This is a genomic window from Streptomyces uncialis (assembly GCF_036250755.1).
In the GTDB taxonomy this organism is placed as follows: domain Bacteria; phylum Actinomycetota; class Actinomycetes; order Streptomycetales; family Streptomycetaceae; genus Streptomyces; species Streptomyces uncialis.
Genome location: NZ_CP109583.1, coordinates 2,249,061 through 2,276,018 on the forward strand (window position 1 = coordinate 2,249,061; position 26,958 = coordinate 2,276,018).

Consider the following 26,958-nt stretch of genomic DNA (forward strand, 5'->3'; position numbering starts at 1 on the left):
TTCGCACCCCAGGACTTTGTGAAATCCTTCACCTACCCCCTTGGCCGGGTGTGCCGATCCATGCTGAGATTCCGCATCGGCTCAAGACGCACGGGTGTGCTCCGGGAGGGCAATGTGGCGTATACCGCCAGGTCTGGTACAGGAACGACCAAAGGTGACGATCCACTCCAGACCGCGGTATGGCGGTTGCGTTCGCGCGCCTGCTGGACCGACGCGGCAGCCTTGCTGGAGCGGCGCGCCGCCACGGACGCGGGGGCCGCGCTCCAGCGGGTGGCCCTGCTGGGGGAACGCTGCCTCTACACGGCGCAGGGCTGGGCGGAGGCGGAGGACGCGCTGCGGACCGCCGAGGCGCTGGCCCAGGGTGACGACGAACGCGGGGCCGCCGCGTGCGAGCGGGGGCACCTGGCCTATGCCTCGACACTGCTCGGGGTACGGGACCGGGCCGACGAGGCGCGGTCCGCGCTGGGGCGGGCCGCCGCGCTCATCGCGCCCGGGGCGCAGGCGCGGGCCCTGCTCGACTTCCGGCGCGGACTGATCGCCGAGAACCTGTCGGACTCGCCGCAGTCCGCTCGCGCGGCGTACCGGCGGGCCCACGCGGGGGCCACCGCCTCCGGGGACGCGCTGCTGCTGTCCTTCACCTGGCGGCAGCTGGCGGGGCTCGCGCTCGCGGACGGGGAGCTGGCGGAGGCGCGGCACGGGTTCGCGGAGTCGCTGCGCATCCGGGAGGAGCTGGGGTATCTCGTCGGTACGGCGCCCGCGTTGGCGTCGCTCGCGCAGGCCGAGACGGAGCCGGAGGCGACGAGGCTGCGGCAGGAGGCCGCGCGGTTGCTGCGGTTGTTGGGGGGCGTCCCCACGTGGTTGGGTCCGCAGCTTGTCGCTGCGCAGGCTCGGGGGGTTCAGGCGGTGTGACGGGGCGCCGCCTCCCGTTGCCCGCCGGTTCCCCGGGGCGCGCCGCCGGTCCCCGGGGCCTGTCCGATGCTTCACCGGTGTCCGGGGTCGGCGGGGGGCTTGTCCGATGCTTCACCGGCATACGGGCTGGGGTACGCGCAGTTCCTCGCGCCCCTGGGTAATGCGTCCGGGTGTCGGACGTTGGCTCACCGGTGTCCGGGGTCGGCCGGGGGCTTGTCCGTTGCCTCGCCGGATTACGAGGTTGGGGTACGCGCAGTTCCTCGCGGCCCTTTGGGGCTCGGGGGGTGTCGGGCGTTGGTTGGGTCAGGTGCCTGCGAAGTGGTTTCGGACCAGGGACTGGACCTTGGTGGCGTCGCGGGCCGTGAGGGCGTCGAGGAGGGCGCTGTGCTCGGCCGCGTCGGAGACGAGGTCGGCGCGGCGCATCGGGAGGGGGCCGCTGATCAGGGGCCACTGGGCGCGGCGGTGGAGGTCGTCGGCGACCTGGACGAGCTGCTGGTTGCCCGACAGGCCCAGCAGCGCCCGGTGGAACGCGCGGTCGGACTCGGCGTAGGCCGCCCGGTCCCCGCACGCCGCCGCGACGGCGGTGGCCTCGGCCAGCGGACGCAGCTCCGCCCAGCGGGCGGCGGACACCGACTGGGTCAGCCGGAGCATCACCGGCACCTCGATCAGCGCCCGGACCTCCGCCAGCTCGGCGAGCTGGCGCTCACTACGCTCCACGACCCGGAAGCCGCGGTTGGGCACGACCTCGACGGCCCCCTCCGCGGCGAGCTGCTGCATGGCCTCCCGTACGGGGGTCGCGGAGACGCCGAGCCGTTCGCCCAGCACGGGCGCCGAGTAGACCGCGCCGGGCGCGAGTTCCCCTTCGACGAGGGCGACGCGCAGCGCGGCGAGGACCTGTCCCCGTACGCTCGCGCGGACCACCGGCCGGGGGCGGCGGGGCAGCGGGGGTTCTCCGTGGGTGTGCTCGCCCCGGGCGGGCACCGTGCCCGTCGCGGGTTCCCGGGCGGGCGGCGGTGCGGGGGTGGGCGGCGGTACGGGGGCGGGGCGGGGGGTGTCCGCGGCCTGCGGGTCGGGCTGGGGGGCCGGACGGGACCGGGGCTGCGGGGGGACACGGGTGTCGCCGCCGACCGGGCACCAGGGGGCCTCCGGGGGCCCTAAGGGCCGGGGAGCGCGGCCGGGCGGTGGGCAGGCACGGTCACCGCCGCCGGGTGCGGGGCCCGTCGAGCCCGGGGCGGGGAGCGGTCCGGGACGGGTCATCGGGTCCTCCTCCGGCGCTCGTGCGCTGCGGCGGCCGGTCGGCCGCACCCGGAGAACGATAGGGGGACGGGCCCTCAGTTCAAACCTCGATCACATCTTGTAAGGTTAGCCTTACCTGTAGACGATCGTGATTCGGTGGTCCCGTATGAGCGCTCCCACCCTGGCCGCGGCGCCGGAGGCGTCCTCCCCCGTGGCCGCGGCGTATGCCCGGCTCACCGAGGTGTTCCCGGGTGTGCGGATCGAGGAGCTGGGTCCGGGTGACCCGCTGCCCGGAGGCAGCGGCTGGGTGACCGCGGCGGAGCTCGCGCGGGGCGGCGCGGAGCTGGACTCCTTCCTCGACTGGGACGACGCGCAGGTGCTCAAGGACTACGGCACCCGGGCCCGTCCCGATGTCGTCGCCAGTTTCGGGCTGCACCGCTACGCCTGGCCCGCCTGTCTGCTCGTCACCATGCCCTGGTTCCTGCACCGCAGGGTCCCCCGCTTCCCCGCCGAACGCGTCGCGTTCCAGCGCGCGCTCGGCCGGATGGCCGTACGGACGGGCGAGTTCGCGTGTCTGGCCGACGACCCGCTCGCGGATCACCCCGACGCCCGGGTCGTGGCGGACGAACACGCCCTGCGCGAGGAGGTCCGGGCCGCGGTCGCGGAGCATCTGGAGCCGCTGCTCGGCGCGTTCGGGCCGCGGATGCGGCGCCGCGGCCGGGCGCTGTGGGGCATGGCGACCGACGAGATCGTCGAGGGCCTCTGGTACATCGCGCATCTCCTCGGCGAGGAGGGGCGCGGGATGAGCGAGCTGGAACAGCTGCTGCCCGGGGCCACCCAGCCCTACGTGGGCGCGGCCGGATTCCGTTCGCTGACCGGTCCGGCCGGTGAATCCCTGGCCACCCGGGACCGCGCGAGCTGCTGCATGTTCTACACGCTGCGGCCCGAGGACACCTGTGTGACGTGCCCTCGCACGTGCGATGCGGATAGGGTAGCCAGGTTGGGCGAAGCAGCTTCCTCCTGAACCACCCGTACCGGTAGTGTTTCTCGAACTCAACTCGCACGAATCGCGTGGGAGTTCGAGCGGACGGCGGCACTTGGCGGCTCCCCACACCCCCTTGGCGTTCTCTTGCACCGAAACCCCCTGAGCGGCTCCGGGTTTGAGGAACGATGACGCCCGAAAAGCCCTACTGCGATGCAAGGGACGCGTGATGAGATTGACCGACATATCGCTTGACTGGTTGCTTCCGGGCGCCGTACTGCTCCTGGGCATACTGGCGGCGGTTGCGGTGCTGGCGCGGTCCAAGCGGGCCAAGGACTCGACCAAGCCCGCGGACGACAGCTGGGAGCGCACCGAGGAACGCCGCAGGCGCAAGGAAGCGATGTACGGCACCGCCTCCTATCTGCTGCTGTTCTGCTGTGCGGCGGTCGCCGCGGCACTGTCCTTCCACGGCCTGGTCGGCTTCGGCCGGCAGAACCTGAACCTGTCCGGCGGCTGGGAGTACCTGGTCCCGTTCGGTCTCGACGGCGCGGCGATGTTCTGCTCCGTCCTCGCGGTGCGCGAGGCCAGCCACGGTGACGCGGCCCTCGGTTCGCGACTGCTGGTGTGGACGTTCGCCGGTGCCGCCGCCTGGTTCAACTGGGTGCACGCCCCCCGTGGCCTCGACCACGCGGGCGCCCCGCACTTCTTCGCCGGTATGTCCCTGTCGGCGGCCGTGCTCTTCGACCGCGCGCTGAAGCAGACCCGTCGGGCCGCGCTCCGCGAGCAGGGCCTGGTGCCCCGTCCGCTGCCGCAGATCCGGGTGGTCCGCTGGCTGCGCGCGCCCCGCGAGACCTTCGCCGCCTGGTCGCTGATGCTGCTGGAGAACGTGCGCACCCTGGACGAGGCGGTCGACGAGGTCCGTGAGGACCGCCGTCAGAAGCTGCACAACCGTCAGATCAGGCGTGAGCAGGACAAGCTGAAGCGTGCTCAGCTGAAGGCCATAAGCCGGAGCCAGCCCCGCGGCATCCTCCCGCGCGGTGGCGGTGGCGGCGGTGGTGGCCGGCAGGTCGACATGCAGCCCGCGATGAGCGGCGGTGGTGGCGGTGGCGGCTCGGACCCCGCTATATCGGACCCCGAGCCACTGCCCCCCGTCGCTTCCCGTCCCTCCCTCACGCCCGTCCGGCGCAAAAGTGAACCGATCACCGTCGACCTGACGGCCGAGGACGACACCCAGGCCCTGCCGAGGCTCGATTCCCTGGAGCGCAAGCTCAAGGACCTTGAGCAGCAGTTCGGCTGAGTCCCGGTCGGCCACGCCGACCGGTTGAACGGCGCTTTCGGGGCGGCGGTGCACGGCGTGAGCCGTGCCGCCGCCCCGGCCCCGTTCCAGGGCGGTGCACGGCGCCGGCGGAGCGCTCACGAGCGTCCGCTGTCGAGTCCGCTGTCCAGTTCGAACCACACCGCCTTGCCGAAGCCGAGGCCCTTCACCCCCCACGCGTCCGCCAGCGACTCCACCAGCATCAGCCCCCGGCCGCCCGTCCCCTCGTCGGGAACCGGGACCCGGCTCCTCGGGCGCCGGCGGACGAAGTCCCGCACCTCCACCCGCAGTCGCCGCGGTCCCGCCGCGACCGTGAGGACCGCCGGACGTTCCGTATGGACGAGTGCGTTGGTGACGAGTTCACTGGTGAGCAGTTCGGCGGTCTCCGCCTGTCCCGGCTCGCCCCAGTGCCCGAGAAGTTCGCGCACCGCGCGGCGGGACTCGGGCACCGCCCGCAGATCCGCCCGCGCGAGTCTTCTCCTCAGCCGTCGCACCCTTGCCTGCCCCGTCATGGCCCCCGCCCGCATGATGCCGTCCACCTCTTCCGAACGTCGGTCGAACACGTACACCGGAATGCATGCCCGCGACGGTCGCGGGCACGCCTCCCGATCGCCTCGGCTGTGACGGGTGTGGCGTGCGCCGGTGCGCGGCGCGGGGGTGGGCGCGGGCCCCGCGCACACCCTGCGGACCGGCCGGACGTCAAGGCCGGGGCACGTTGCGGAGGTTGGAACGGGCCATCTGCACCATCCGCCCCACACCTCCGTCGAGAACCATCTTCGACGCCGACAGGGCGAAGCCCGTGACCATCTCGGCGCTGATCTTCGGCGGGATGGACAGCGCGTTGGGGTCGGTGACCACATCGACCAGGGCCGGTCCCTTGTGCCGGAACGCCGCCTTCAGCGCCCCCGTCAGATCCTTGGGCTTCTCGACCCGGACCCCGAAGGCACCGCACGCCCGCGCCACCGCGGCGAAGTCCGGATTGAGATTGGTGGTGCCGTACGAGGGCAGCCCCGCGACCAGCATCTCCAGTTCGACCATGCCGAGCGACGAGTTGTTGAACAGGACCACCTTCACCGGCAGGTCGTACTGGACGAGGGTGAGGAAGTCACCCATCAGCATGGTGAAGCCGCCGTCCCCGGACATCGAGACGACCTGGCGTCGCCGGTCCACGAACTGGGCGCCGATGGCCTGCGGCAGGGCGTTGGCCATGGAGCCGTGGGAGAACGAGCCGATGATGCGGCGGCGGCCGTTCGGCGAGAGATAGCGGGCCGCCCACACGTTGCACATCCCGGTGTCGACGGTGAACACGGCGTCCTCGGCCGCGAGATCGTCGAGGACCGAGGCGACGTACTCGGGGTGGATGGGGATGTGCTTGTCGACCTTGCGGGTGTACGCCTTGATGACCCCTTCGAGCGCGTCGGCGTGCTTCTTCAGCATCTTGTCCAGGAAGCGCCGGTTGCTCTTCTCCTTCACCCGCGGGATCAGACACCGCAGGGTCTCCCGGACATCGCCCCACACCGCGAGGTCCAGCTTGGACCGCCGCCCGAGCCGTTCGGGCCGGACATCGACCTGCGCGATCAGCGCGTCATCGGGCAGGAACGCGTTGTACGGGAAGTCGGTGCCCAGCAGGATCAGCAGATCGCACTCGTTGGTCGCCTCATAGGCCGCGCCGTAACCCAGCAGCCCACTCATCCCCACGTCGTACGGATTGTCGTACTGGATCCACTCCTTGCCGCGCAGCGCGTGCCCGACCGGGGACTTCACCTTCCCGGCGAACTCCATGACCTCGGAGTGCGCCCCGGCCGTACCGCTGCCGCAGAAGAGCGTGACCTTGTCGGCGGCGTCGATCATCCGGACCAGCTTGTCGATCTCCTCGTCGCCGGGCCGCACGGTCGGCCGTGAGGTGACCAGCGCGCTCTCGGCGGCCTTGTCGGGGGCGGGCTGGTCGGCGATGTCCCCGGGCAGCGAGACGACACTGACCCCGCCCTGTCCGACGGCGTGCTGGATCGCCGTCTGGAGCAGCCGGGGCATCTGCTTGGGGTTGGAGATCAGCTCGCTGTAGTGGCTGCACTCGCGGAACAGCTGGTCCGGATGGGTCTCCTGGAAGTAGCCGAGACCGATCTCGCTGGACGGGATGTGCGAGGCGAGCGCGAGGACCGGGGCCATCGAGCGGTGCGCGTCGTACAGACCGTTGATGAGATGCAGATTGCCGGGCCCGCAGGACCCGGCGCACGCGGCGAGCTGCCCCGTGATCTGGGCCTCGGCGCCCGCCGCGAAGGCGGCGGTCTCCTCGTGCCGGACATGGATCCAGTCCATGTCCGGGCTGCGGCGGATCGCGTCGACGACCGGGTTGAGGCTGTCGCCGACGACCCCGTAGAGCCGTTTGACCCCCGCGCGGGAAAGGATGTCGACGAACTGTTCGGCGACGTTCTGCTTGGCCATGAGCTCACGTATCCCGTCCGTGTCGCGGGCGCCGCGCCTTCGCGTCGCCTGTGTTCTCCGGTCGCAGCGCCGGGTACCCGCTCACGGGCCCGGTATGTGCTGCGTCCATGAATTCACAGGCCGCGGGATCACGCCTCCCAGACGGCGGCGGCGGTGCGGTCGTCGGAGTAGCCCTTGACCCGGACGGTGGCGTCCGCGAGGAACGCGGCGAGCCCGGGTGGTCCCTCCGACCAGCGGGACGTGAGATGCGCGGCCAGCGCCCGCTCCCCGCGCAGGGGTTCCGCGAGGCCGCGTGAGCACAGCAGCAGGGTGTCCCCCGGGCGGGCGACGGACGCCCGGAAGCGGAACGGGTCGCGGGGCTGCTCCGGGGCCGGTTCGTAGGGGCTCGGGGGCGCGGCGATCCCCGGCTCCCCGGCCTGCGGGTCGTCCGGGACGCTCGCGTCCGGCGGTGAGCCGAAGCCCATCACCGGCTCACCGGCGGCGTCGGTGGCCCGGGGTTCGATGTCCTGCCACTCACCGTCGCGCAGCCGGAACAGTCCGCCGTCACCGACCCCGAAGAAGACCCGGGTCCGGCAGGCCGGGTCGGCGGGCAGCAGCAGACAGCGCAGGCTCACCGGGTGCTCCGGCGGCGCCTCGCTGGCCCGGGCGCGGAGCATCCCGAGACCGCGGTCGGTGAGCCGGTGCAGTCCGGACTTCAGATCGCCCCGGCGGGCCGCCCGGATGTCCCCCGCGAGCCGGGCGTGACTGCGGCCGACGGCACCGGCGATCCACCGGGTGGCCTCGACGGCGTCGGGCCGGGCGGTCGCCGATCCACGCGCGCCGGTGGCCAGGGCCACCAGGACCAGCGCGTCGTCGCCGCCGCCGAACCGGACGGTCAGCAGGGCGTCCCCGCGGTGCTCGCCCCGGTAGCGGGCCGAGTCCCCCCGGGTGGACACGGCCCGCAGCACGGACGTCCCGTACCGGGCCCCGTCCAGCACGGTGTCCGGCACGAGTTCCGCCAGCGCGTCCGGATCGGCGGCGGGCAGCGCGGTGGGCTCGGCCTCGTACGTGGGCGGACGGTCCCCCACATGGGCGACCACCGGCGGCTCCCCCGGTTCGGCGCGTTCCCGGCGCGCGCGTGCGGGACGGCCCAGCCGGAAGGTACGGGGTCCGGTGGACGAGCCGGCGGGCTGCCACGGCGGCGGCACCACAGCGGGCTCCGCCGGACGCGGAGCGGGTACGGGCGCCTCGGGCGGTTCCACCGGCCCGGCCTCGCTTGTGCCGGTGTCAGTCACGGTGGCGACGGAGACGAAACGGTCGTCGACGGTGTCGGTGTCCCCGGCGGGGGCCGGGTCCTCGCTCCGCCCCTCGGACCAGTCGGCGTACAAGTCGCCCCACCCGTCGTCCTCTTGGCGGTCCGACGGCTTCTCCCCCTGCTGGCTCATGGCGGTATTGTTCACGGCCCGCGGCGCCCGAAAACGGTCATACAGAAAATCCGTCGATACATAAGAAGACGAATCGACAAAGTGAGACCACGGGTCGCCTTCGCTTGCGCTTCTGAGGTTCCCCACCTGGACGTACCTGTTCCCGTGCGGGTACTCCGGGGGTGCGCAGTTCCCCGCGGGTCGCCTTCGCTCGCGCCCCATAGGGTTCCCCACCTGGACGTACCTGTCCCCGTGCGGGCCGTCCGGGGGTGCGCAGTTCCCCGCGGGTCGCCTTCGCTCGCGCCCCATAGGGTTCCCCACCTGGACGTACCTGTCCCCGTGCGGGCCGTCCGGGGGTGCGCAGTTCCCCGCGCCCCTTTGGGGGCGCCCCCTGCGGTAGCCGTTCGGCTGCGGGTGGCCCGTGGTTGCTCGCGCAGTTCCCCGCGCCCCTGAAGGGGCGGCCGACTGGGGCTGCCGTCCGTCTGCGGGCCGGCGTCAGCCCGGGCGGGGTTGGCACACCCTCCTCGCGCAGTCGCAGGACTCAGCGAAGGGGGTGGGCGGGAATCTCTGCCCGCAGACTCCGATGCTCTTCAGCCGGGTAAGGACACGTCGTACCGAGCGCGTTGGAGCGAGGACGGAGAATCCCGACCGGCACCGACCCGAAGAACCAGCAGATGGCGCCCCGACAGGGGCGCGGGGAACTGCGCGAAGACGAGAACCGGCCCGCACCCGACGAGCGACAGCAGGAGGCAGCATCCAGGGGCGCGGGGAACTGCGCAAAACCCACAAGCGACAGCACAGGAACAAGCGCGTCCACCCGGACAGACCTAGGAAGCGCAAGCGAAGGCGACCCGCGGGGAACTGCGCGAAAACGACGAACGACGGCACAGGAACGAAGTGCGTCCCGCCGGACCGACCTGGGAAGCGCAAGCGAAGGCGACCCGCATACTGCACATGAACGAACGGGGAGGGACACCGTCTGATGCTGTCCGCACTGGGACTGGACGAGGTGCACGAATCCGCGTACCGCGCCCTCGTGGCGGTGGGCGCCGCCGACATCCCCGAACTGGCCCGCAGGCTCACCCTCGCGGAACCGGCCACCGACCGGGCCCTGCGCCAGCTGGAACGGCACGGCCTCGCCGCACAGGCGTCGGGCCGCCCGGGCCGCTGGGTGGCCGCACCCCCGGGAGTCGCCCTCGCCGCCCTGCTGGCCCGCCGCCGCCGGGAGCTGGAGCGGGCGGAGCTCTCGGCCGCGCTGCTGGCGCAGGAGTACCAGGAGCGGGCCGCCGCACCCGCCGTGCACGACCTGGTCGAGGTGGTGACCGGCACCGGCGCGATCGCCCAGCGCTTCCTCCAGCTCCAGCTCGGCGCGCAACGCGAGGTCTGCGCCCTGGTGACCGGCGACCCGATCGCCGTGTCGGGCGCCGACAACGAGGCCGAGGCGGCTGCGGCGGGACGCGGCGTCGCGTACCGGGTGGTGGTCGAGCGCGAGGTGCTGTCGCAGCCGACCGGGGTGCGGGAGCTGTCCGCCGCGCTCGGCCGGGACGAGGAGGTCCGGGTCGCGGACCGCGTCCCGACGAAGCTGCTGATAGCGGACCGTTCGCTGGCGATGGTGCCCCTGGTGGCGCACTCGGCCGAGCCGTCCGCGCTCGTCGTGCACAGCTGCGGCCTCCTGGAGTCGCTGTCCGGGCTGTTCGAGGCGGTCTGGCGGGAGGCGCTCCCGCTGCGGCTGGGCCGGGGCGGCACCGTCGCGGCGCCGTCCCCCGACGGACCGGACGCGCTCGATCTGGAGATCCTCTCGCTGCTGCTGATGGGACTGACCGACGCGAGCGCCGCGCATCAGCTGGAACTCGGGCTGCGGACCGTGCAGCGCCGGGTGAAACGGCTGATGGAACTGGCGGACGTGACGACCCGGCTCCAGCTCGGCTGGCACGCGTACGAGCGCGGCTGGGTGTCCCGGACCCCCTGACCCGGCGGCGGTTCCGGGAGGCCGGAGCCGCCGAAGGCTCCCGACGCCCGGCGCGCGCGGTGGGGCGTACTCCGGCAGGCTGGGCGGATGGGAGCGTGGGAACTCCTGCTGGTCGGCGTGGTGATGCTGCTCGGCCTGTGCGGGGTGCTGGTGCCGGGCGTGCCGGGTTCGTGGCTGGTGTGGGCGGCGGTGGCGTGGTGGGCGGTGCAGGACACCCGGACGACCGCGTGGGGGGTCCTCGTCGGTTCCACCGTGCTGATGCTGGTGGCGCAGGCGGTGCGCTGGCAGCTGCCGCCCCGCAGACTGCGGCACAGCGGCGCCACCCGCCGGATGGCCCTGTACGCGGGGCTCGGCTCGGTCGTCGGTTTCTGTCTGGTGCCGGTGGTGGGGTCGGTGCCCGGCTTCGTCGGCGGTATCTATCTCGCGGAGCGGGTACGGCTGGGCGGCCACGGCGAGGCGGTCGCCTCGACCCGTACCGCGCTGCGGGCCGGAGGCTGGAGCGTCCTCGTCGAGTGGTGCGCCTGCCTGCTGGTCGCGGGCGCGTGGCTGGGCACGGTGCTGTGGGGCTAGCGCTCCCGCCACGGGGGACCACGCCATGAGCCCGAACCGGCCAGGACCCGGCCCGCTCACCCGTCCGGCCGTACGGGTCGGGTGCGACCGGACCGGTGCGTGGGGACCGGGATCAGACGGTGACGGTGGCCTCGCGGTCGGGGACGAGACGGGGGACGAGGCGGACGTAGGCGACCATGCCGAGGACCTCGACCAGGGTCTGGGTGACCACCACGACCGCGGCCACCGACAGGGCGTCGGGCAGCGCCAGCGCGAGGGGCAGGACGACCAGGGAGTTGCGGGTCGCGCCGGAGAAGACGACGGCCCGGGAGGCGGGGGCGTCCAGGCGGAACACCCGGGCGACGGCCTTCCCCGCGAAGGCCATGACGACGAGGAACGCCACGTAGAACGGGACGACGGCCGCGACATCGGTGAGGCCGGCGCCCAGCTTGGGGACCTGGGAGGCGACCACGACCAGCAGCGTGGCGGCCATCAGCGGCACCATCGTGGCCGTCGCGGCGTCGGAGACCCGCCGCCCGGCCGGGCGGCGCGCGGCCCATGCCTGGAGGGCCCAGGCCAGCGCCAGCGGGACGACGATCAGGACGGCGAACGCCTCCACGAACGGCCCGGTCTCGACGATGTCGGCGAGGTCCGGGCCCATGAACAGATACAGGAAACCGGGCAGCAGGAGCATCTGCGCGACCAGCAGCAGCGGGGTCGCGGCCAGCAGCCTGCGCGCGGAGCCACCGGCGAGTCCGGAGAACACGATCACGTAGTCCACGCACGGGCACAGCAGGACCAGCAGGACCCCGATCCGCACGGCCTGGTCGGCGGGCAGCAGGACGAACATCGCGGCGACCACCAGCGGCACCACCACGAAGTTCACCACCAGGGCGGCGGACAGGAACCGTCCGTCGCGCAGGGAGCGGACCAGCTCGGCGGCCGGGACCTGGAGGAAGGTGACGAACAGCAGCACGCCGAGCACCGGGTTGATGGCGTGCTCCAGGCCCGGTCCGGCCGCCGGGGCCGCCCAGCCGGTGAGGGCGCCCGCCGCCATCGCGCCGAGATACACCGCGATCTGGTGGCGCTCCATCCGCTCGACCGGACCGGACCGTTCCTGCGACACCCGTGCTCCTCGCTCCGTACCGGCGCCCGCCCCTGACTTTCAAGACCTCCATGGTCCCTCGCGGACGACCACCATTCTCAGGCCGACGGCGGTACCGGTGCTCCCCCGGGTCCGGACCCCTCCAGTGCGAGCAGCAGCCGCTTGCGGTCGAGGCCGCCCGCGTACCCCGTGAGGGAGCCGTCGGCGCCGATGACCCGGTGGCAGGGGCGCAGCACGAGCAGCGGGTTGGCGCCGATCGCGCCGCCCACCGCGCGGACGGCGGCACGGGACGCGCCGATCCGGGCGGCCAGCTCGCCGTAGCTGGTGGTCGTGCCGTAGGGCACGGCGTCGAGGGCGTCCCAGACGCGGCGCCGGAACTCGGTGCCCTCGGGGCGCAGCGGGAGCCGGAACTCCGTACGTTCCCCGGCGAAGTAGGCGGCGAGCTGTTCGCGGGCGTCCCGGAACGGTTCCTCCGCGGTGCGCCAGCCGTCCTCGGACGTCCGGCCGCCCTTCTGCCCGGGGACGGAGAGCGAGGTGAGGGCCCCGGAGTCGTCGGCGGTGAGCAACAGCGGGCCGAGGGGGCTGTCGAGGGTGGTGCAGAGGACGACGGGTGCGGTGGCGGCGGTCGTGCTCGGGCCGGTCATGGTGATCACGGGCTCTCTGTCGGGGTGTGCGGTCGGGGTGCGGGGCGCGGGCAGGGGGTGGCCACGGCGTGCGGTGGCCTGCCCGCCGCCCACAGATGCCACAGGGCGTAGGCGCGCCAGGGCCGCCAGGCGTCCGGGACGGGCAGACCGTATGAACCGGGTTCCGGGGCCGCGTCCGGGTCGCCGAGGGCGCGGGCGCGGATCGTCGCGGCGGTGCCCGGGTCCATACCGGGCAGGGCGAGCAGGGCGCGGTGGGCGGTGTCACGGTCGGCGCCCGCGTCGAGGCGCAGCGTGCCGTCGGCGAGCGCGGTGGTGAGCGCGCCGAGGAGGCCGCCGGGTTCGGCTGCGGCGAGCACGGCGGGCTCGGGGAAGAGATGGGTGAGGGTGCCGGACGGGGCGTCGAGTGCCTTGCCGTAGCGGGCGACGAGCCGCCGGACGTCGGCGGGGCCGAGCAGCGCGCGGACGGCCAGTTCGTCGGGGTCGGCGGTGCCGGGTGCGCGCAGTCCGGGGCGGGCGGCGACGAGCGGGGCGAGCCGGGGGTCCGCGCCGAGGCGTTCGTCCACGGCGTAGGGGTCGGCGTCCAGGTCGAACAGGCGCCGCAGTCGCTGGACGGCGGTGGTCAGGTCCCGCAGATCGGTGAGGTGCAGCCGGGCGTCGAGCCAGCCGCCGTGCCGGATGCCGCCGGTGGCGGTGCGGCGGGGTCCGCCGGGGCGTTCGTCCACGGCGACGACACCCGCGCCGTGCGGCAGCCGCAGGGTGCGGCGGTAGACGCGGGCGCCCGGGACCCCGGTGACCTCCTCGATGCCGGGGACGGCCTCCTCGGCGAGCAGGTCGAGGAGGGGCCCGGTCGGGCAGGGGCCCCGGTGGGCGAGGCGCAGGGGAAGGCCGGTCGACGGGGTGACCGGGCCGCGCGGGCCGCGGGGCGCGGCGGCGCGCAGTCCGGTGGGGGTCGTGCCGTAACCGTCGCGGATGGTGTCGTTGAACTGGCGGACGCTGGCGAACCCGGCGGCGAACGCGATCTCGGTGACGGGCAGGGCGGTGGTCTGGAGGAGGACGCGAGCGGAGTGCGCGCGCTGCGCGCGGGCGAGGGCGACCGGGCCCGCGCCGAGTTCGGCGGTGAGCTGGCGCTGGACCTGGCGGGCGCTGTAGCCGAGCCGGGTGGCGAGTCCGGCGACGCCCTCGCGGTCGATGACGCCGTCACCGATCATGCGCATGGCGCGGGCGACGGTGTCGGCGCGGGTGTTCCACTCGGCGGAGCCGGGTACCGCGTCGGGGCGGCAGCGGCGGCAGGCCCGGAAGCCGGAGCGCTGGGCCGCCGCCGAGGTGGGGTAGTAGTGGACGTTCTGCCGTTTGGGGGTCACCGCGGGGCAGCTGGGACGGCAGTAGATGCCGGTGGTCTCGACGGCGAAGAAGAACTCCCCGTCGAAGCGGGCATCGCGGCTGCGTACCGCCTCGTACCTGGTCTCTTCATCGATCACGGTTCCCATTGTCCGCGAGCCGAGGGCATGGTTCCGGCGGATTTCGGACATGGAGTCCGGGCGTCACGGCCGGTCCCCCGGATGAGCGCCCCGGGTGAGCGCCCGAAGGGGCACGGGGAACCCCGCGCCCCCGGACGTACCCGCGCGGGAACAAGCGGGCCCACTCGCACGAACCCGCGGCGGGCACGGGGAACCGCCCTCCCGCGGACGTACCCGCACGGGAGCGAGCACGTCCGCGGGCGAGCACCCGGGGCACGGCGGCACGGCGGCACGGCGGCACGGGGCACGACGGCACGCGGCACGACGGCTCAGAGCCGGCCGCCCCGCTTGATCGCACCCGCCGCCCGCCCCTCGGCGTCCTTCCGCTTCCATTCGCGCCGCAGTTCCGCGCGGGCCCTGGCGTCGGACTTGGCGACGATCCGCTGGTTCTCCCGCATCAGCTTGCGGAAGCTCTCCAGGCGCCGTTCGGGGAGGGTGCCGTCCGCGACGGCCGCGGTGACCGCGCAGCCGGGTTCGGCCTCGTGGGCGCAGTCGTGGAAGCGGCAGTCGCGGGCCATCGCGTCGATCTCGGAGAAGACCTGTCCCACGCCGCTGCCCGCGTCGAAGAGTCCGACGCCGCGCAGTCCGGGGGTGTCGATGAGGACCCCGCCCCCGGGCAGCACGAGGAGGTTGCGGGTGGTCGTGGTGTGGCGGCCCTTGCCGTCCACGTCCCGGTTGTCCTGGACGGTCTGGACGTCCTCGCCGAGCAGCGCGTTGGCGAGGGTGGACTTCCCGGCGCCGGACTGCCCGAGGAGCACGCTCGTCCCTCCGGCGACCACCGCGGCGAGCACGTCGAGGCCCTCCGCGGACCGGGCGCTGACCGGCAGTACGGGCACCCCGGGCGCGCTGGTGCCCACGTCCTCCACGAGGTGGGACAGGGTCGTGGCGTCGGGGACGAGGTCGGCCTTGGTGAGGACGACGACGGGCTGGGCGCCGGACTCCCAGCCGAGCGCGAGGAAGCGTTCGATCCGGCCGAGGTCGAGTTCCACGGCGAGGGACACGGCGATGATCGCGTGGTCGACGTTGGCCGCGAGGATCTGCCCCTCGGACCGCTTCGAGGAGGTGGAGCGGACGAACGCGGAACGGCGCGGCAGATAGCTGCGGACATAGCGGGGGTCGCCGCCCTCGGGGTCGACGGCGGCCCAGTCACCGGTGCAGATGACCCGCAGCGGGTCGTGGGGGACGACGAAGGCGGTGTCGGGACGGACGAGTCCGTCCTCGGTCATGACGTCGCACTGTCCCCGGTCGACCCGGACGACCCGGCCGGGCACGAGCCCCCGCGCGGCGTGCGGGGCGAACGAGGCCGCCCAGTCGTCGTCCCAGCCGTAGACCGCGAGCGGATGCGGGGCGGGCAGCGACGGGACGGCCGGGGAGTACGCAGAGCGCGCGGACAGCGCGGAAGAGGAAGGTACGGAGGATACGGAAGGCACAGCGGACAACGGAGTTGACCCTTCAGGGGTGTGGCTCCCGCCGCGCGAGGGGCGCGGGTCGCTGATGGAGAGAGTTCTCGCTGTCAGCCGGGAACCACGGAGGTGGCATACGTGGACTTCGGGTCGAGGGCAAGGCCCTTAGCGGCGACAGCCATGGTCGACACCTCCTGGATCACACTGCGCTGTGGTGCCGGCGGTCCGCCGGCACGGGAACGGGATCACCGTAGCGTCCGCACCCGGCGGCACGTCAACGGGTTTTCCGGGCCGGGCGTCCATGGATCACGGGAGCGTCACTTCGCCCGTCCGGCGGGGTCCGGCCGCGCATCATGTCCGTGGGGACATCCATCACGTACAGGGGGAATCGTGCACCGACGTATCGTCGCGCTGCTGACCACGGGGCTGCTGGCTCTCGCCGGGTGCGGGAGTCCGCAGGAGGAGAAGGCGAAGCTGCCGGATCTGGCGGGCAAGGGGCTCCATTCCGCGCAGGACCAGGCGAAGGAGGCCGGGTTCAGCCGTCTCACCTCGCACGACGCGCTGGGGCGCGGACGGCTCCAGGCACTCGACCGCAACTGGAAGGTGTGCGGCCAGAGTCCGGGGCCGGGGACGCATCCGAAGCGGACGAAGATCGATCTGGCGACGGTGAAGCTGGCGGAGAAGTGTCCGGCGAAGGACGGGGAGCTCCAGCGGACCCGGAGCACCCTGCTCGACTTCCGGGGCAAGTCGGTCCGGGCGGTACGGCAGTCCCTCGACAGTTCGGCGAGCGTCACCGTGAACGATCTGGGCGGGAAGGACCGTTCGGTGGTCGTGGAGTCCAACTGGAAGGTGTGCACGCAGAAACCGGCGCCGGGGAGCGCGTACGCGGGTGAGCCGGTGACGCTCGGCGTGGTGAAGTTCGGCGAGCGCTGCTGAGGTCCGGCGAGCGCCGATCAGGTCCCGCGGGTCCCCGGCCGGTGCGCGGCCGGGGACCGTCATGGGTCGGGGGCCGGCGCGGTCGGCCGGGGACCCCGCCGGGTCAGTCGCGGGTGACGGCGACCGGTTCCTGCGGGGCGAGGCTGTCCATGAACGAGCTGACGGAGAACACGGCGCGGCCGGGGCCCGCCGGACCGTAGCCGGGCGGGGAGGTCAGCCCGAACTCGTCCATCGTCGCGCGGTACGCCTCCAGCAGCCGGATGTGGTACTCCAGCGGCGCGCCCTGCGGGTTGGCCTTGCCGAGGGGGGTGGTCGGTTCGGGGCACCAGGTGGTGAACCGGGGGGTGATGCCGTGCGACATGAAGTAGCGCAGGCCCTCGGTGGTGGAGGCGATCGCCTCGTCCACGGTGGTGAAGCCGAAGGGCTCCGCCATCTCTACCCCGGCGACGAAGTTGGGGATGACGTTGCGGGCGCCGAACACGTCCGCCGAGTCGAGGACACGGCGGTGCCATTCGTCGCGGCCGACGTAACGTTCCTTCCCGGGGCAGTACAGCTGGAACAGCCTGCGGTCCCACACCTCGTAGTTGGGGTGGTAGATCTGCACGCCGTAGTCCTTGAAGCGCTGGACGTCGTCCTTGGGCAGCGCCTGGGCGACGACCTTGCCGATCCAGCGGCCGGGGAAGCGCTCCTCGATGGCCTTGGCGTAGTGGCCGTAGAAGTCGGCCTCGTCGCGCCCGGCGATCTTCGAGGTGACGGCGCCGCCGGTGAGGGTGTACGCGGTGGACGTCCTGGCGGTGTCGTACTTGTCGATGATCTCCAGGGCCTCCAGCACCTCGTCGACGTCCTTGACGCCGGTGTAGGGGCGGCCCGCGGCCTTCTGCTGGCGCCAGTTGTGGTTGATGTCGCAGTACTGGCACTCCTCCTTGGCGCCGAAGTACTGGCAGACCCGGAAGACCGTCAGATAGATGAGGTAGCCCCACTGGATGGTCGGGGCGACCTCCATCACGGACTTGCCGTTCGCGAGCTTGTGCCGGTAGTAGTCGGGCATCGGCGGCAGGCCCACATCGGCGATGCGGCGGCCGTCGAGGTACAGCCCGAGGACCCCGTCGTCACCGGCGGCGACCCGGTACGGGGACGCCGGGTTGACCCGGACCGAGACCACCGTACGGCGCAGGTCGTAGGGGCCGCCGGTGAGCACGATCTCCTCGGGCGGGCGGCGCAGCGCGGCGGCGCCCAGCTCGGGGAGGGTGCCGTGGTCGAAGGAGAAGATGAAGTACGACTTCGGTTTGACGTCGCCGGTGGCCTCGTTGCCGGTGTCGCTGAGGGCGGACTCGTCGAAGGCCATCCCGCCGCGCAGCAGGTCCTCCTTGAACACCGCCTCCCGGGGTACGTGCGGGAACCGTTCCAGCAGATCCTCGACCAGCGCGGTGCGTGGCACCGTGCCGTCCGCGGTGTCGGTGCTGTCGGTGGTACCCATCGTGTCTCCTCGCTCCCTGGCCGCGGACGGGTGCCGTGCACCGGGTCCGCGGCGCCGGTGCTCGCCGCTGTCCGTCTGCGTTCCGGTCCTCCACCGTATGCCCCCGCGCGCGGGGGACGGACCTGGGCCCGGGCCCAGGAGACCTACGACCTGCGACGTATCCCGTCCCGGTCGCGGCGGTCGCGGGGCCGACCGGGCGGCGCTGTCCGATTCGTTCAAGACCGGGGCGGCCGGAGGTGTCTACGCTCGCCCCATGAACGTACGATTCGATCTTGTCAGTGTCGTGGTCTCCGACATGGCGGCATCCGTCGCCTTCTACCGCCGGCTCGGCCTGGCGTTCCCCGCCGGTTCCGAGACCGCTCCGCACGCGGAGGCCGAACTGCCCGGGGGCCTGCGCTTCGCGCTCGACACGGAGGAGACCATCCGGTCCTTCCTGCCCGGGTTCACCACGCCGTCCGGTGACGGCCGGGTGGGCCTCGCGTTCCTCTGCGAGGACGGGGTGGACGCCGTCTACGAGGAGTTGCTCGCCGCGGGGTACAAGGGCGAGCACCCGCCGTGGGACGCGCCCTGGGGGCAGCGTTACGCGCTGGTCCTGGACCCGGACGGCAACTCGGTGGACCTGTTCGCGCCGCTGGGCTGACCGGGGGGCCGGTGGTTCAGGCGAGCAGACCGGTCAGCGGGGTGCCGGTGAGGGCGCGGGCCTCGCGGGCGAGGTGCGGCTGGTCGGCGTAGCCGCAGCGCACGGCGACCTCGGCGAGCGGCGCACCCGTCCGCGCGAGGTCCAGCGCCCGCTGGAAGCGCAGGACCCGGGCCAGGGTCTTGGGCCCGTACCCGAACACGTCGAGGGAGAGCCGGTGCAGGGCCCGCGCCCCGATCCCGGCCCCGTCCGCGACGGCCGCGACGCTGCGTCCGGCCCGCAGTCCCGCGACGATCCGTCCGACGAGCGGGTCGGTGCCCGCCGAGCGGCTCCACCCCTCCCCCGCGACAGCCTCCAGCTCACGCATCGGGTCGTCGGCCGCGTCCACCCGGCCGATGAGCGCGCGCACCAGCGGCCGGGGCCACAGCTCGGTGAGGTCGACCCGGCGGTCGCGCAGCACGCGGGCGGGCGTCCCGAGGACGGCCGGCGCGGTCCCGGGCGCGAAGCGGACGCCCACGACACGGCGCACGTCACCGCCGCCGCCGTGCTGGGCGCGGGTGTCCGGTCCGGCGACGAAAAGACGCCCCTCGGTCCACAGCAGATCCATGCAGCCGTCGGGCAGCACCGGTGTCCGGCGCCCGCCCGCGCCGGGCGGCATGTCCCGGCTCCACACCACCGCCCCGGGCACCCGGGAGGCGCGTTCCACGTACCCCATGCGTACCAAGGCTACGGCGCCCGGTGCTCCTGCGGGCTCACCCCGTACACCCGCTTGAAGGCGCTGGACAGGGCGAACGCGCTGCCGTAGCCCACCTGGCGGGCTATCGCGCCGATGGTCAGGTCGGTGTCCCGCAGCAGATCGGCGCAGAGCGCGAGCCGCCAGCCGGTGAGGTACGCCATCGGGGGCTCGCCGACGAGGTCCGTGAAGCGGCGGGCGAGGGCCGCCCGGGAGACTCCGGCCTTGGCGGCGAGCGAGGCGACGGTCCAGGGGTGCGCGGGATCGTCCTGGAGCAGCCGCAGGGCGCGTCCGACGACGGGGTCGGCCAGGGCGAGGTACCACGCGGGCGCCTCGGCCTCCGGGCGGGAGAACCAGGCCCGCAGCGCCTGGATGGCGATCAGGTCGAGCAGCCGGTCGAGGACGACGTCCTGGCCGGGTTCCTCACGGTCCATCTCCTGGGCGAGCAGCGGCAGCAGCGCGTGGTCCCAGCTCCCGGCGGTGAGGGTGAGCAGCGGGGGCAGCGCTTCGAGGAGACGTCCGCTGATCTCGCCGCGCAGCTGGTACGTCCCGATGAGCAGCGACACCGCCCCGTCGGCCCGTTCGCCCCAGTTGCGCGAACCCAGGTCGAGCGCGCCGCCGAGGAGTACGCCGTCGGGGGTCGCGCAGACCTCTCCGGGCAGGCAGTGGACGCGGGGCGCGGTCGCGGGGTCGTCGGCGCAGGTGTACGGGTCGGGGCCGCGGGCGATGGCGATGTCACCGGGGCCGATACGGACGGTGGCGCCGGACTCGGGGACGATGTACGCCTCGCCGCGGAGCATGACCATCAGGGACAGCGGCGCGCGGTCCTCGACCCGGACCGACCAGGGCGGGTCGAAGCAGGCGCGGATCAGGAAGGCGCCACGCGCGCGTGGGCCTTCCAGCAGACCGGCGAGGGCGTCCATGGCGGTCAGCGTAGCCGCGGCACCCCGGGCCCCGGAACCGGGTTCCCGCACCTGGGCCGACCGGTACGGGACGGGTGCCGGTGCGGGTACTCGCGCGGGTGCGGGCGTGACGGGTCAGGGGCGGTGGTCGTCGCGGCGGTGGCGTCCCGCCGGGCTGCCGGGGGGACGGGCCGTGCCGCCGCCCCACACGTCCTCGCCGTTCTCGGTCTCGGTGACCCACCAGCCGCCCTGACCGCCCTGGACGGCGGCGCCCTCAGTACTCCCCGCGGGCCCGGGGCCGACCGCCCAGCCGTTGGCCACGCCCCTGCCGTTCGTCCCATTCAGGCCGTGGGCACCGCTCCCACCCTGGGCGCCGTTCATCTCGCGGGTGCCGTCGGCGGGTGGTGGCTTCCCGGGGCCGCCCTCGGCGGTGGGGTCCTCGTCGGGGCGGCCGGGGTCGGCGCCGCGGCGCAGATGGTGACGGAGCCGGGAGCCCACGTCCTCCGGCGGCAGGAACCTCGACCAGCGCTCGGGGAACTCGGACGGCATCCCGGGTTCGTCCGAGTAGTCGGCGTAGTCCGCGTCGTCGGAGAAGCCCGTCGGCGCGGGCTCGCCGAGGTCGGGGAAGACGGAGTACTCCTCGCCGCCGTGCCGTCGCCAGGCGGCGGCGCGGGCGACGTACTCCGCGATCTGCGCCTGCCGCGCCCGCTCCTGCGCGGCGCGGGCCGCGGCGGTGGCGACGGACGGCCAGACCCGGTCGATCGCGGCGTTCACCGCGGCGCCCACGAGGACCGCGAACGCGGAGACACCGATCCACAGCAGCACCGCGACGGGCGCGGCGAGCGAGCCGTAGATGGTGGGGCCCTCGACGGTGTTCGTCAGATAGATACGGAGCAGGAAGCTGCCGAGCACCCACATGGCGAGGGCGACGAGCGCGCCGGGCACGTCCTCGACCCAGGGCGAGCGGACGGGTACGGACACGTGGTAGAGCGTGGTCAGGAAGGCCACGGACAGCACGATGACGACCGGCCAGTAGAACACCTGGACGACCGTCGCGGACCAGGGCACCACCTTCACCACCGCGTCCGGCCCGGCGACCATCAGCGGCAGCGCCACCGAACCGATCAGCAGGGCCACCAGGAACAGCAGGAAGGACAGGAGCCGGGTCCTGACGATGCCCCGGGCGCCGTCGAGGCCGTACATGACGGTGATGGTGTCGATGAAGACGTTCACCGCGCGGGAGCCGGACCACAGGGCGAACAGGAACCCCAGCGAGATGATGTCGGGCCTGCCGCCCTTCATCACGTCCTCCAGGATGGGTTGGGCGATCTCGCTGACGCCCTTGTCCGAGAGGACCGTTCGGGACGCCTCCAGGAGATTGGCCTCCACGCTGGCGATGGTGGAGGCGCCGGTCCAGGAGTCGACGTAGCCGAGCAGTCCGATGAGGCTCAGCAGCAGCGGCGGCACCGACAGCAGGGTGAAGAACGCGGCCTCCGCCGCGAGGCCGAGAATCCGGTACTCGATGCACGAGTTGACGGTGTCCTTGAGCAGCAACCAGGTGGTCCTGCGTTTGGAGACGTCCCGGTAGAGGGCTCGGGCCCGATGAAGACGACCGGCTGGCCGGTCAGGTGTTTCTTTTGCCTGCTGCACGTCCTTACCGTATCGGCATGGCAGCGAGCACCCACACAGTGACCAACCAGTCCCCGCCCCTGACGGGGTACGACGTTTTCGCCGCCGACCGGGCCCTGTCGGAGGCGGTGGCGCGGCATCTCGACCCGGTGCTCCTGCCGGTGGCGGCGGCCGAGTTGTCGGTGCTCGGGGAGGCCGCCGGGTCGGCGCAGGCGCAGGAGTGGGGTGCCCAGGCGAACGAGAACCCGCCGAAGCTGCGGACCCATGACCGCTACGGCCACCGGATCGACGAGGTCGACTTCCATCCGGCCTGGCACCGGGTGCTCGGCAAGGGGGTCGGGGCGGGGCTGACAGCCGCGTGGGCGACCCCGGGCGGGCATGTGCGGCGGGCGGCCGGATTCATGGTCTGGTCGCAGGTCGAGGCGGGGCACGGCTGCCCGCTGTCGATGACCCACGCGGCGGTGCCCGCGCTGCGCGCCGAGCCGGAGCTGGCGGCCGAGTGGGAGCCCCGGCTCACCTCCCGGGTGTACGAGGCGGGGCTGCGTCCGGCGGCGTCGAAGGCGGGGGCACTGCTCGGGATGGGGATGACCGAGAAGCAGGGCGGCAGTGACGTCCGGGGGAACTCGACGGTCGCGCGGGCGCTCGCCGCGGACGGCGAGTACGCGCTGACCGGTCACAAATGGTTCTGTTCGGCGCCGATGTCGGACGGTTTCCTGGTGCTGGCGCGGGCGGCGGACGGGCTGACGTGCTTCCTGGTGCCACGGGTGCTGGGGGACGGTTCACGGAACGTGTTCGCGATCCAGCGGCTCAAGGACAAGCTGGGCAACCGGTCGAACGCGTCCGCCGAGGTCGAGTTCGACGGGACCTGGGCGCGGCGGGTGGGGCCGGAGGGGCGCGGGGTGCGCACCCTCGTGGAGATGGTGGCGGCGACCCGGCTGGACTGCGTCCTCGGTTCGGCGGCGCTGATGCGGCAGGCGGTCGCGCAGGCGGTGCACCACGCGACGCACCGGGAGGCGTTCGGCGGGCCGCTGATCGACAAGCCGCTGATGCGCAATGTGCTGGCCGATCTGGCGCTGGAGTCGGAGGCGGCGACGACGCTGGCGCTGCGGCTGGCGGCGGCCTGCGACGCGGCGGAGGCGGCGGACGGCTCCGGGGAGTCGGAGCGGGCGTTCCTGCGGCTCGCGGTGCCCGTCGCCAAGTACTGGGTGACCAAGCGCTGCACCCCGCTGGTGGTGGAGGCGCTGGAGTGCCTGGGCGGCAACGGGTACGTGGAGGAGTCCGGGATGCCGAGGCTGCTGCGCGAGTCGCCGCTGAACTCCGTCTGGGAGGGCTCGGGCAATGTGCAGGCGCTGGACGTGCTGCGGGCGCTGCAACGCGAACCGTCGGCGCTCAACGCGTTCCTGGTGGAGGTGGGACGGGCGCGGGGCGCCGACCACCGGCTGGACCGGGCCGTGAGGGACCTGCTGACGGAGCTGGCGGACCTGAGCGGGCTGGAGGCGCGGGCGCGGCGGGTGGTGGAGCGGATGGCCCTGGTGCTGACCGGTTCGCTGCTGGTGCGGTTCGCACCGGCGGAGGTCGCGGACGCGTTCTGCTCCTCACGGCTGGGCGGCGACTGGGGCCACGCGTTCGGCACCCTCGCGCACACCCTGGACCTGGGGTCGGTGGTGGAGCGGGCCCGTCCCGTGGCGTAGGGGGACGCGCGGGCGGGAGCGCCGGAAGAGGGGAGCGCCGGAAGGCGTGCGGGCCCGGTGGATTCGCGGCCGGGCGGGGTGCGGCTCCGGCGGGATCGCGCGTGGCCGACGGCCACGGGCCCGGCGGGTGCGCGGCCGGGCGGTACGTACGGTCGCGGGGGTGGTGCCGCGCCGACACGGCGCCACCCCCGCACCCGGCCCCGTGAACGGAGCGCGCGCCGAACGAGCGGCGCCGTGCTCAGCTTTGAACAACGTTCGACGGTCCGCCAGAGTTGCACAGGGTTGCAACGGAAGCGCACGGTCCGTGTGCCCGGACCATGTATGGGGGCACCATGGGTACGGGGGAGCCCGCTCCCGGATGGCGGTACGCGCGGGCGGTGCGTGAATCGGGGAGGCTTTTGTGATGCCGTCAGCCATGGACGTGGCCAGGCTCGCCGCCATGGACGCGGAGCGGGCGGCCGGACTGCTCAAGGAGATCCGGGCGGCGACCCTGGCGGGCCGGCGGGCCGGCCCGCCGCCGCGCGCGGTGATCAACGAGTCCTGGATACGGGCGGTGCGTGACGGTCTCGATCCGGAGCAGTGCTGTGTGGGCGATCTGCTGAGCCTGGAGGAGCTGGCCGAGCGGCGTCAGCGCTCACCGCTGGCCGAGGTGCTGCCCCTGGTGAGGGAGTCGCTCGCGCCGGTCACCGACGAGGCGCAGTCGATCATGGCGATCTGTGACGCGGAGGGCCGGGTGCTGTGGCGGGAGGGGCATCCGGCGGTGCTGCGGAAGGCGGATCTGCTCGGCTTCGAGCCGGGCGCCGACTGGAGCGAGCGGGCGGTCGGGACCAACGGGGTGGGGACGCCGCTGGTGATCCGGCGGCCGGTGCGGGTCCACTCCGCCGAGCACTTCGTCCGCGCGCAGCACCCCTGGACGTGCGCGGGCGCGCCGATCACCGATCCGCGGGACGGGCGGCTGCTCGGCGGGATCGATGTGAGCGGCCCGCACGAGACCCAGCATCCGGCGACGCAGGCCTTGGTGGCGTCCGTGGCGAAGCTGGCCGAGGCGTGGCTGAGGGAACGCCATCTGACCGGGCTGGACCGGCTGCGGTCGGTGGCGGCGCCGGTGCTGGCGCGGGTCGGCGGGCGGGCGCTCGCGGTCGACCGGGACGGCTGGACGGCCGGGGTGACGGGGATGCCGCCGGTGGACCGGGTGGCGCTGCCCCGGGGGCTCGCCCAGGGACGGGCGTGGCTGCCGTCGCTCGGTGACTGCCGGGTGGAGATGCTGCCCGGGGGATGGCTGCTGCGGATCGAGGAGCCGCGTGAAGCGGCCGCTACGCGCGTCTTCCTGGATGTCTCCGGGACCCGGCGGTCGTTCGTGACGGTGTCCGGCGGGGCGGGCGACTGGACCCATGAACTGACGCCAAGGCACGCCGAGTTGCTGTACCTGCTCGCCGTGCACCGCCCCGGGCGCAGCGCCTCCGAACTGGCCGAGGCACTGTTCGGCGACCCGGGCCGCACGGTGACCGTCCGGGCCGAGGTGTCACGGATACGGAGGTACCTGGGCGGGCTGCTGGAGCACCGGCCGTACCGGTTCCGGGAGGACGCGGTGGTGGAGGTCGCCCGCCCGGAGCGGGGGTGCGACCTGCTCCCCCATTCGTCGGCCCCGTCGATCCGGGGCGGGCCGGAGGCGGGGTGACGGCTGCCATGTCCGCCATCGGCGCGGATACGGCACACGGCTACCGTCATCGCCGCACCTCCGCCCAGACGGCCTTGCCCAGCGGCCTCGCGTCGACACCCCACCGGGCCGACAGCACGTCGAGCAGGAGGAGACCGCGCCCACGGGTGCCCGGTGCGGCGTTCCGGCGGCGCCGTGGACGGCGTCGCGAATGATCCATCACCTCCACCCGCGTCCGGGACTCGTCGGCGTCGATGACGACGTGTACGGCGTCCCCCGGACGGGACCCGTACCGCACGGCGTTGGTCACCAGCTCGCGGCAGCAGCAGGGCGGGTGCGTTACCGGTGCCGGCCCGTGGTCGTTGCCATTGCTGGATCATGTGTCCCTTTCGAGCGGGTGCCACGCCATGCCCGGCACGCCGCTTCACGCGTCGACACAGGCCCTCTTCTCGCGGCCGGCGCCACCTACCCTGCTGGGGCGCTGGGGGGTACCACGACAAGATGGCCGAGTCATCACAGTACGAGCGCGCGTTCGCGGGTATCTGGTCAGTGGCACTCGACGAGGACGCGACACTCCGCGTCCTCGCGGACGGAGCAAGGAGATACAGGGAGTCATGAGTCAGGAATGGGTGAAGTCGTCGTACAGCAGCGGGCAGGCCAACTGCGTTGAGGTACGCCTCGGGGAGTCGGTGGCCCAGCGGGACAGCAAGCAGGCGGCAGGACCGGTGATCATGCACACCCATGAGGGGTGGCGGACGTTCGTGACGAGCCTGCGTCGCGGCGACCTCGCCTCGTAGCGGCGGTGCGGCCGGACCCGCGCGACGAAACGCCCCCAGCGCGGCCGTAGCCGCACCGGGGGCGTACTCCATGGACGCGAGGGGCCCCGTGACCTGCCCGGACGGGCTCCGTACCCTTGCCCCATGAGCATCTCCGTGACCACGTGGTCCCTGGAACAGACCGCCCCGGGGGACCTGGTCCCGGCGAAGGAGCCCGACGGCGACGTCCGGATCGTCCGCGCCGAGGTCCCGTCCCCGGAATTCAGCCGTTTCCTGTACACCGCCGTGGGCGGTGACATCCGCTGGACGGACCTGCTGCCCCGGACGTACGCCGAGTGGCGGCGGCATCTGGAGCGGCCGGGCACGGAGACGTGGGTCGCCTACGAGCGGGGCACCCCGGCGGGGTACGTGGAGCTCCAGGCCCAGGAACACGGTTCGGTGGAGATCGTGTACTTCGGCTTGATCCCGGCGTTCCGGGGCCGCAGGATCGGGGGTCATCTGCTGACGTACGGCACGGCCCGCGCCTGGGATCTGGCGGACCGCTGGCCCGGTCTGCCCCCGACCGACCGGGTCTGGCTGCACACCTGCAGCAAGGACGGGGAGCACGCCCTGGGCAACTACCAGCGGCGGGGCTTCCGGCTCTTCGACACCCGCGTCGAGGAGGAGCGGGACGTGGCGACGCCGGGGCCCTGGCCGGCCGCCGGACCGTACTGACCTGCGAGGACGCCGAACGACCCCGCGGGGCGCGCCCTGGCGCCCCGCGCCATGTGACCCACACCACCCTCGTCTCACGATGCGGGACCAGGGTGTCCACATCTCGGATAACGCTGGACCGGCCCGACAACCCCGTGCCACGCTTCCGCCATGCCTTCCGCTGGAATCCCCTTGGTGAGTCGACGTCATGTCGACCTCGGCCGCGTGTCCAGCGCCATCTGTCCGGCGCGCTGACCGCTCTCCGCAAGCCGTCGCACAGCCGTCCCCCCACCCGCAGCACCTCACGTCACCGCTGACGTCTTCCTCGAACGCAACTGCGCAGCGCAGCGCAC

24 protein-coding genes and 1 pseudogene are annotated in these 26,958 nt (G+C 73.4%); 12 read left to right on the forward strand and 13 right to left on the reverse strand.

What is annotated here, in order from left to right; all coding sequences use genetic code 11:
- Positions 1-114 precede the first annotated feature (114 nt).
- Positions 115-909: a hypothetical protein gene (locus OG711_RS09195; protein ID WP_073789799.1), complete on the forward strand. Its 795-nt coding sequence runs from the start codon at positions 115-117 to the stop codon at positions 907-909.
- 303 nt (positions 910-1,212) lie between these two features.
- On the opposite strand, the gene OG711_RS09200 is transcribed toward OG711_RS09195, so the two are convergent.
- On the reverse strand, positions 1,213-2,166 hold the full coding sequence (locus OG711_RS09200) for a GntR family transcriptional regulator (protein WP_329559032.1): 954 nt from the start codon (positions 2,164-2,166) through the stop codon (positions 1,213-1,215).
- Between the two features lie 145 nt (positions 2,167-2,311).
- On the opposite strand from OG711_RS09200, the gene OG711_RS09205 reads away from it, so the two are divergent.
- Positions 2,312-3,169, forward strand: coding sequence for a (2Fe-2S)-binding protein (locus tag OG711_RS09205; protein ID WP_073789795.1), 858 nt, complete (start codon positions 2,312-2,314; stop codon positions 3,167-3,169).
- A gap of 187 nt (positions 3,170-3,356) precedes the next feature.
- Entirely contained in the window at positions 3,357-4,424 is a 1,068-nt protein-coding gene (locus OG711_RS09210) for a DUF2637 domain-containing protein (protein WP_073789793.1), read from the forward strand.
- A 116-nt stretch (positions 4,425-4,540) separates the two neighbouring features.
- Here OG711_RS09210 and OG711_RS09215 read toward each other — a convergent pair whose 3' ends face one another.
- From OG711_RS09215 to OG711_RS09225, 3 genes are all read right to left on the reverse strand, one after another.
- Positions 4,541-4,969 (reverse strand): ATP-binding protein, encoded by a 429-nt coding sequence (locus tag OG711_RS09215; RefSeq protein ID WP_099281006.1) that lies wholly within the window; start codon positions 4,967-4,969, stop codon positions 4,541-4,543.
- 172 nt (positions 4,970-5,141) lie between these two features.
- The gene (locus OG711_RS09220) at positions 5,142-6,884 is read right to left on the reverse strand and encodes a pyruvate dehydrogenase (protein ID WP_073789791.1); all 1,743 of its coding nucleotides are present in this window, start codon (positions 6,882-6,884) and stop codon (positions 5,142-5,144) included.
- A gap of 128 nt (positions 6,885-7,012) precedes the next feature.
- The gene (locus tag OG711_RS09225; RefSeq protein ID WP_329559033.1) at positions 7,013-8,308 is read right to left on the reverse strand and encodes a protein phosphatase 2C domain-containing protein; all 1,296 of its coding nucleotides are present in this window, start codon (positions 8,306-8,308) and stop codon (positions 7,013-7,015) included.
- A 961-nt stretch (positions 8,309-9,269) separates the two neighbouring features.
- Between OG711_RS09225 and OG711_RS09230 the strand changes: the two genes are divergently transcribed.
- Positions 9,270-10,256: a helix-turn-helix domain-containing protein gene (locus OG711_RS09230; protein ID WP_266507248.1), complete on the forward strand. Its 987-nt coding sequence runs from the start codon at positions 9,270-9,272 to the stop codon at positions 10,254-10,256.
- 87 nt (positions 10,257-10,343) lie between these two features.
- Complete coding sequence (locus tag OG711_RS09235; protein ID WP_073789784.1) at positions 10,344-10,826, forward strand: DUF456 domain-containing protein; 483 nt, start codon at positions 10,344-10,346, stop codon at positions 10,824-10,826.
- A gap of 112 nt (positions 10,827-10,938) precedes the next feature.
- Here OG711_RS09235 and OG711_RS09240 read toward each other — a convergent pair whose 3' ends face one another.
- From OG711_RS09240 to rsgA, 4 genes are all read right to left on the reverse strand, one after another.
- Positions 10,939-11,931, reverse strand: a complete 993-nt coding sequence (locus OG711_RS09240; RefSeq protein ID WP_329559034.1) for an arsenic resistance protein — start codon at positions 11,929-11,931, stop codon at positions 10,939-10,941.
- A gap of 77 nt (positions 11,932-12,008) precedes the next feature.
- Entirely contained in the window at positions 12,009-12,554 is a 546-nt protein-coding gene (locus OG711_RS09245; protein ID WP_266510283.1) for a methylated-DNA--[protein]-cysteine S-methyltransferase, read from the reverse strand.
- Positions 12,555-12,559: 5 nt separating this feature from the next.
- On the reverse strand, positions 12,560-14,029 hold the full coding sequence (locus OG711_RS09250) for a bifunctional transcriptional activator/DNA repair enzyme AdaA (protein WP_329563704.1): 1,470 nt from the start codon (positions 14,027-14,029) through the stop codon (positions 12,560-12,562).
- Positions 14,030-14,340: 311 nt separating this feature from the next.
- A complete protein-coding gene (gene rsgA / locus OG711_RS09255) occupies positions 14,341-15,465 on the reverse strand; it encodes a ribosome small subunit-dependent GTPase A (protein ID WP_329563706.1) in 1,125 nt (374 codons plus the stop codon).
- A 399-nt stretch (positions 15,466-15,864) separates the two neighbouring features.
- Between rsgA and OG711_RS09260 the strand changes: the two genes are divergently transcribed.
- Entirely contained in the window at positions 15,865-16,410 is a 546-nt protein-coding gene (locus OG711_RS09260; protein ID WP_329559035.1) for a hypothetical protein, read from the forward strand.
- Positions 16,411-16,513: 103 nt separating this feature from the next.
- Here the strand turns inward: OG711_RS09260 and OG711_RS09265 are convergent, their stop codons facing one another.
- Positions 16,514-17,887, reverse strand: a complete 1,374-nt coding sequence (locus OG711_RS09265; RefSeq protein WP_073789780.1) for a radical SAM protein — start codon at positions 17,885-17,887, stop codon at positions 16,514-16,516.
- A gap of 253 nt (positions 17,888-18,140) precedes the next feature.
- Between OG711_RS09265 and OG711_RS09270 the strand changes: the two genes are divergently transcribed.
- A complete protein-coding gene (locus OG711_RS09270) occupies positions 18,141-18,527 on the forward strand; it encodes a VOC family protein (RefSeq protein ID WP_099281003.1) in 387 nt (128 codons plus the stop codon).
- Between the two features lie 16 nt (positions 18,528-18,543).
- Here the strand turns inward: OG711_RS09270 and OG711_RS09275 are convergent, their stop codons facing one another.
- The 3 genes and pseudogenes from OG711_RS09275 to OG711_RS09285 form a co-directional block, all read right to left on the reverse strand.
- The gene (locus OG711_RS09275) at positions 18,544-19,239 is read right to left on the reverse strand and encodes a helix-turn-helix transcriptional regulator (RefSeq protein WP_329559036.1); all 696 of its coding nucleotides are present in this window, start codon (positions 19,237-19,239) and stop codon (positions 18,544-18,546) included.
- A gap of 11 nt (positions 19,240-19,250) precedes the next feature.
- Entirely contained in the window at positions 19,251-20,180 is a 930-nt protein-coding gene (locus tag OG711_RS09280) for an AraC family transcriptional regulator (RefSeq protein WP_099280931.1), read from the reverse strand.
- A 447-nt stretch (positions 20,181-20,627) separates the two neighbouring features.
- A pseudogene (locus OG711_RS09285) lies at positions 20,628-21,809 on the reverse strand (YihY/virulence factor BrkB family protein); the annotation flags it as partial.
- 17 nt (positions 21,810-21,826) lie between these two features.
- On the opposite strand from OG711_RS09285, the gene OG711_RS09290 reads away from it, so the two are divergent.
- The gene (locus OG711_RS09290; protein ID WP_329559037.1) at positions 21,827-23,479 is read left to right on the forward strand and encodes an acyl-CoA dehydrogenase family protein; all 1,653 of its coding nucleotides are present in this window, start codon (positions 21,827-21,829) and stop codon (positions 23,477-23,479) included.
- Positions 23,480-23,882: 403 nt separating this feature from the next.
- A complete protein-coding gene (locus OG711_RS09295; protein WP_245876827.1) occupies positions 23,883-25,157 on the forward strand; it encodes a helix-turn-helix domain-containing protein in 1,275 nt (424 codons plus the stop codon).
- Between the two features lie 46 nt (positions 25,158-25,203).
- On the opposite strand, the gene OG711_RS09300 is transcribed toward OG711_RS09295, so the two are convergent.
- Complete coding sequence (locus OG711_RS09300; RefSeq protein WP_329563708.1) at positions 25,204-25,449, reverse strand: ATP-binding protein; 246 nt, start codon at positions 25,447-25,449, stop codon at positions 25,204-25,206.
- 301 nt (positions 25,450-25,750) lie between these two features.
- Here OG711_RS09300 and OG711_RS09305 point away from each other — a divergent pair, with 301 nt between their 5' ends.
- The 3 genes from OG711_RS09305 (at position 25,751) to OG711_RS39095 (ending at position 26,860) form a co-directional block, all read left to right on the forward strand.
- Positions 25,751-25,933, forward strand: coding sequence for a DUF397 domain-containing protein (locus OG711_RS09305; RefSeq protein WP_329559038.1), 183 nt, complete (start codon positions 25,751-25,753; stop codon positions 25,931-25,933).
- A 123-nt stretch (positions 25,934-26,056) separates the two neighbouring features.
- Positions 26,057-26,626 carry a GNAT family N-acetyltransferase gene (locus tag OG711_RS09310; protein WP_329559039.1) on the forward strand — a complete coding sequence of 190 codons (570 nt, stop codon included), beginning with the start codon at positions 26,057-26,059 and terminating at the stop codon, positions 26,624-26,626.
- Between the two features lie 150 nt (positions 26,627-26,776).
- Positions 26,777-26,860 (forward strand): putative leader peptide, encoded by an 84-nt coding sequence (locus OG711_RS39095; protein WP_353961789.1) that lies wholly within the window; start codon positions 26,777-26,779, stop codon positions 26,858-26,860.
- Positions 26,861-26,958: the final 98 nt, after the last annotated feature.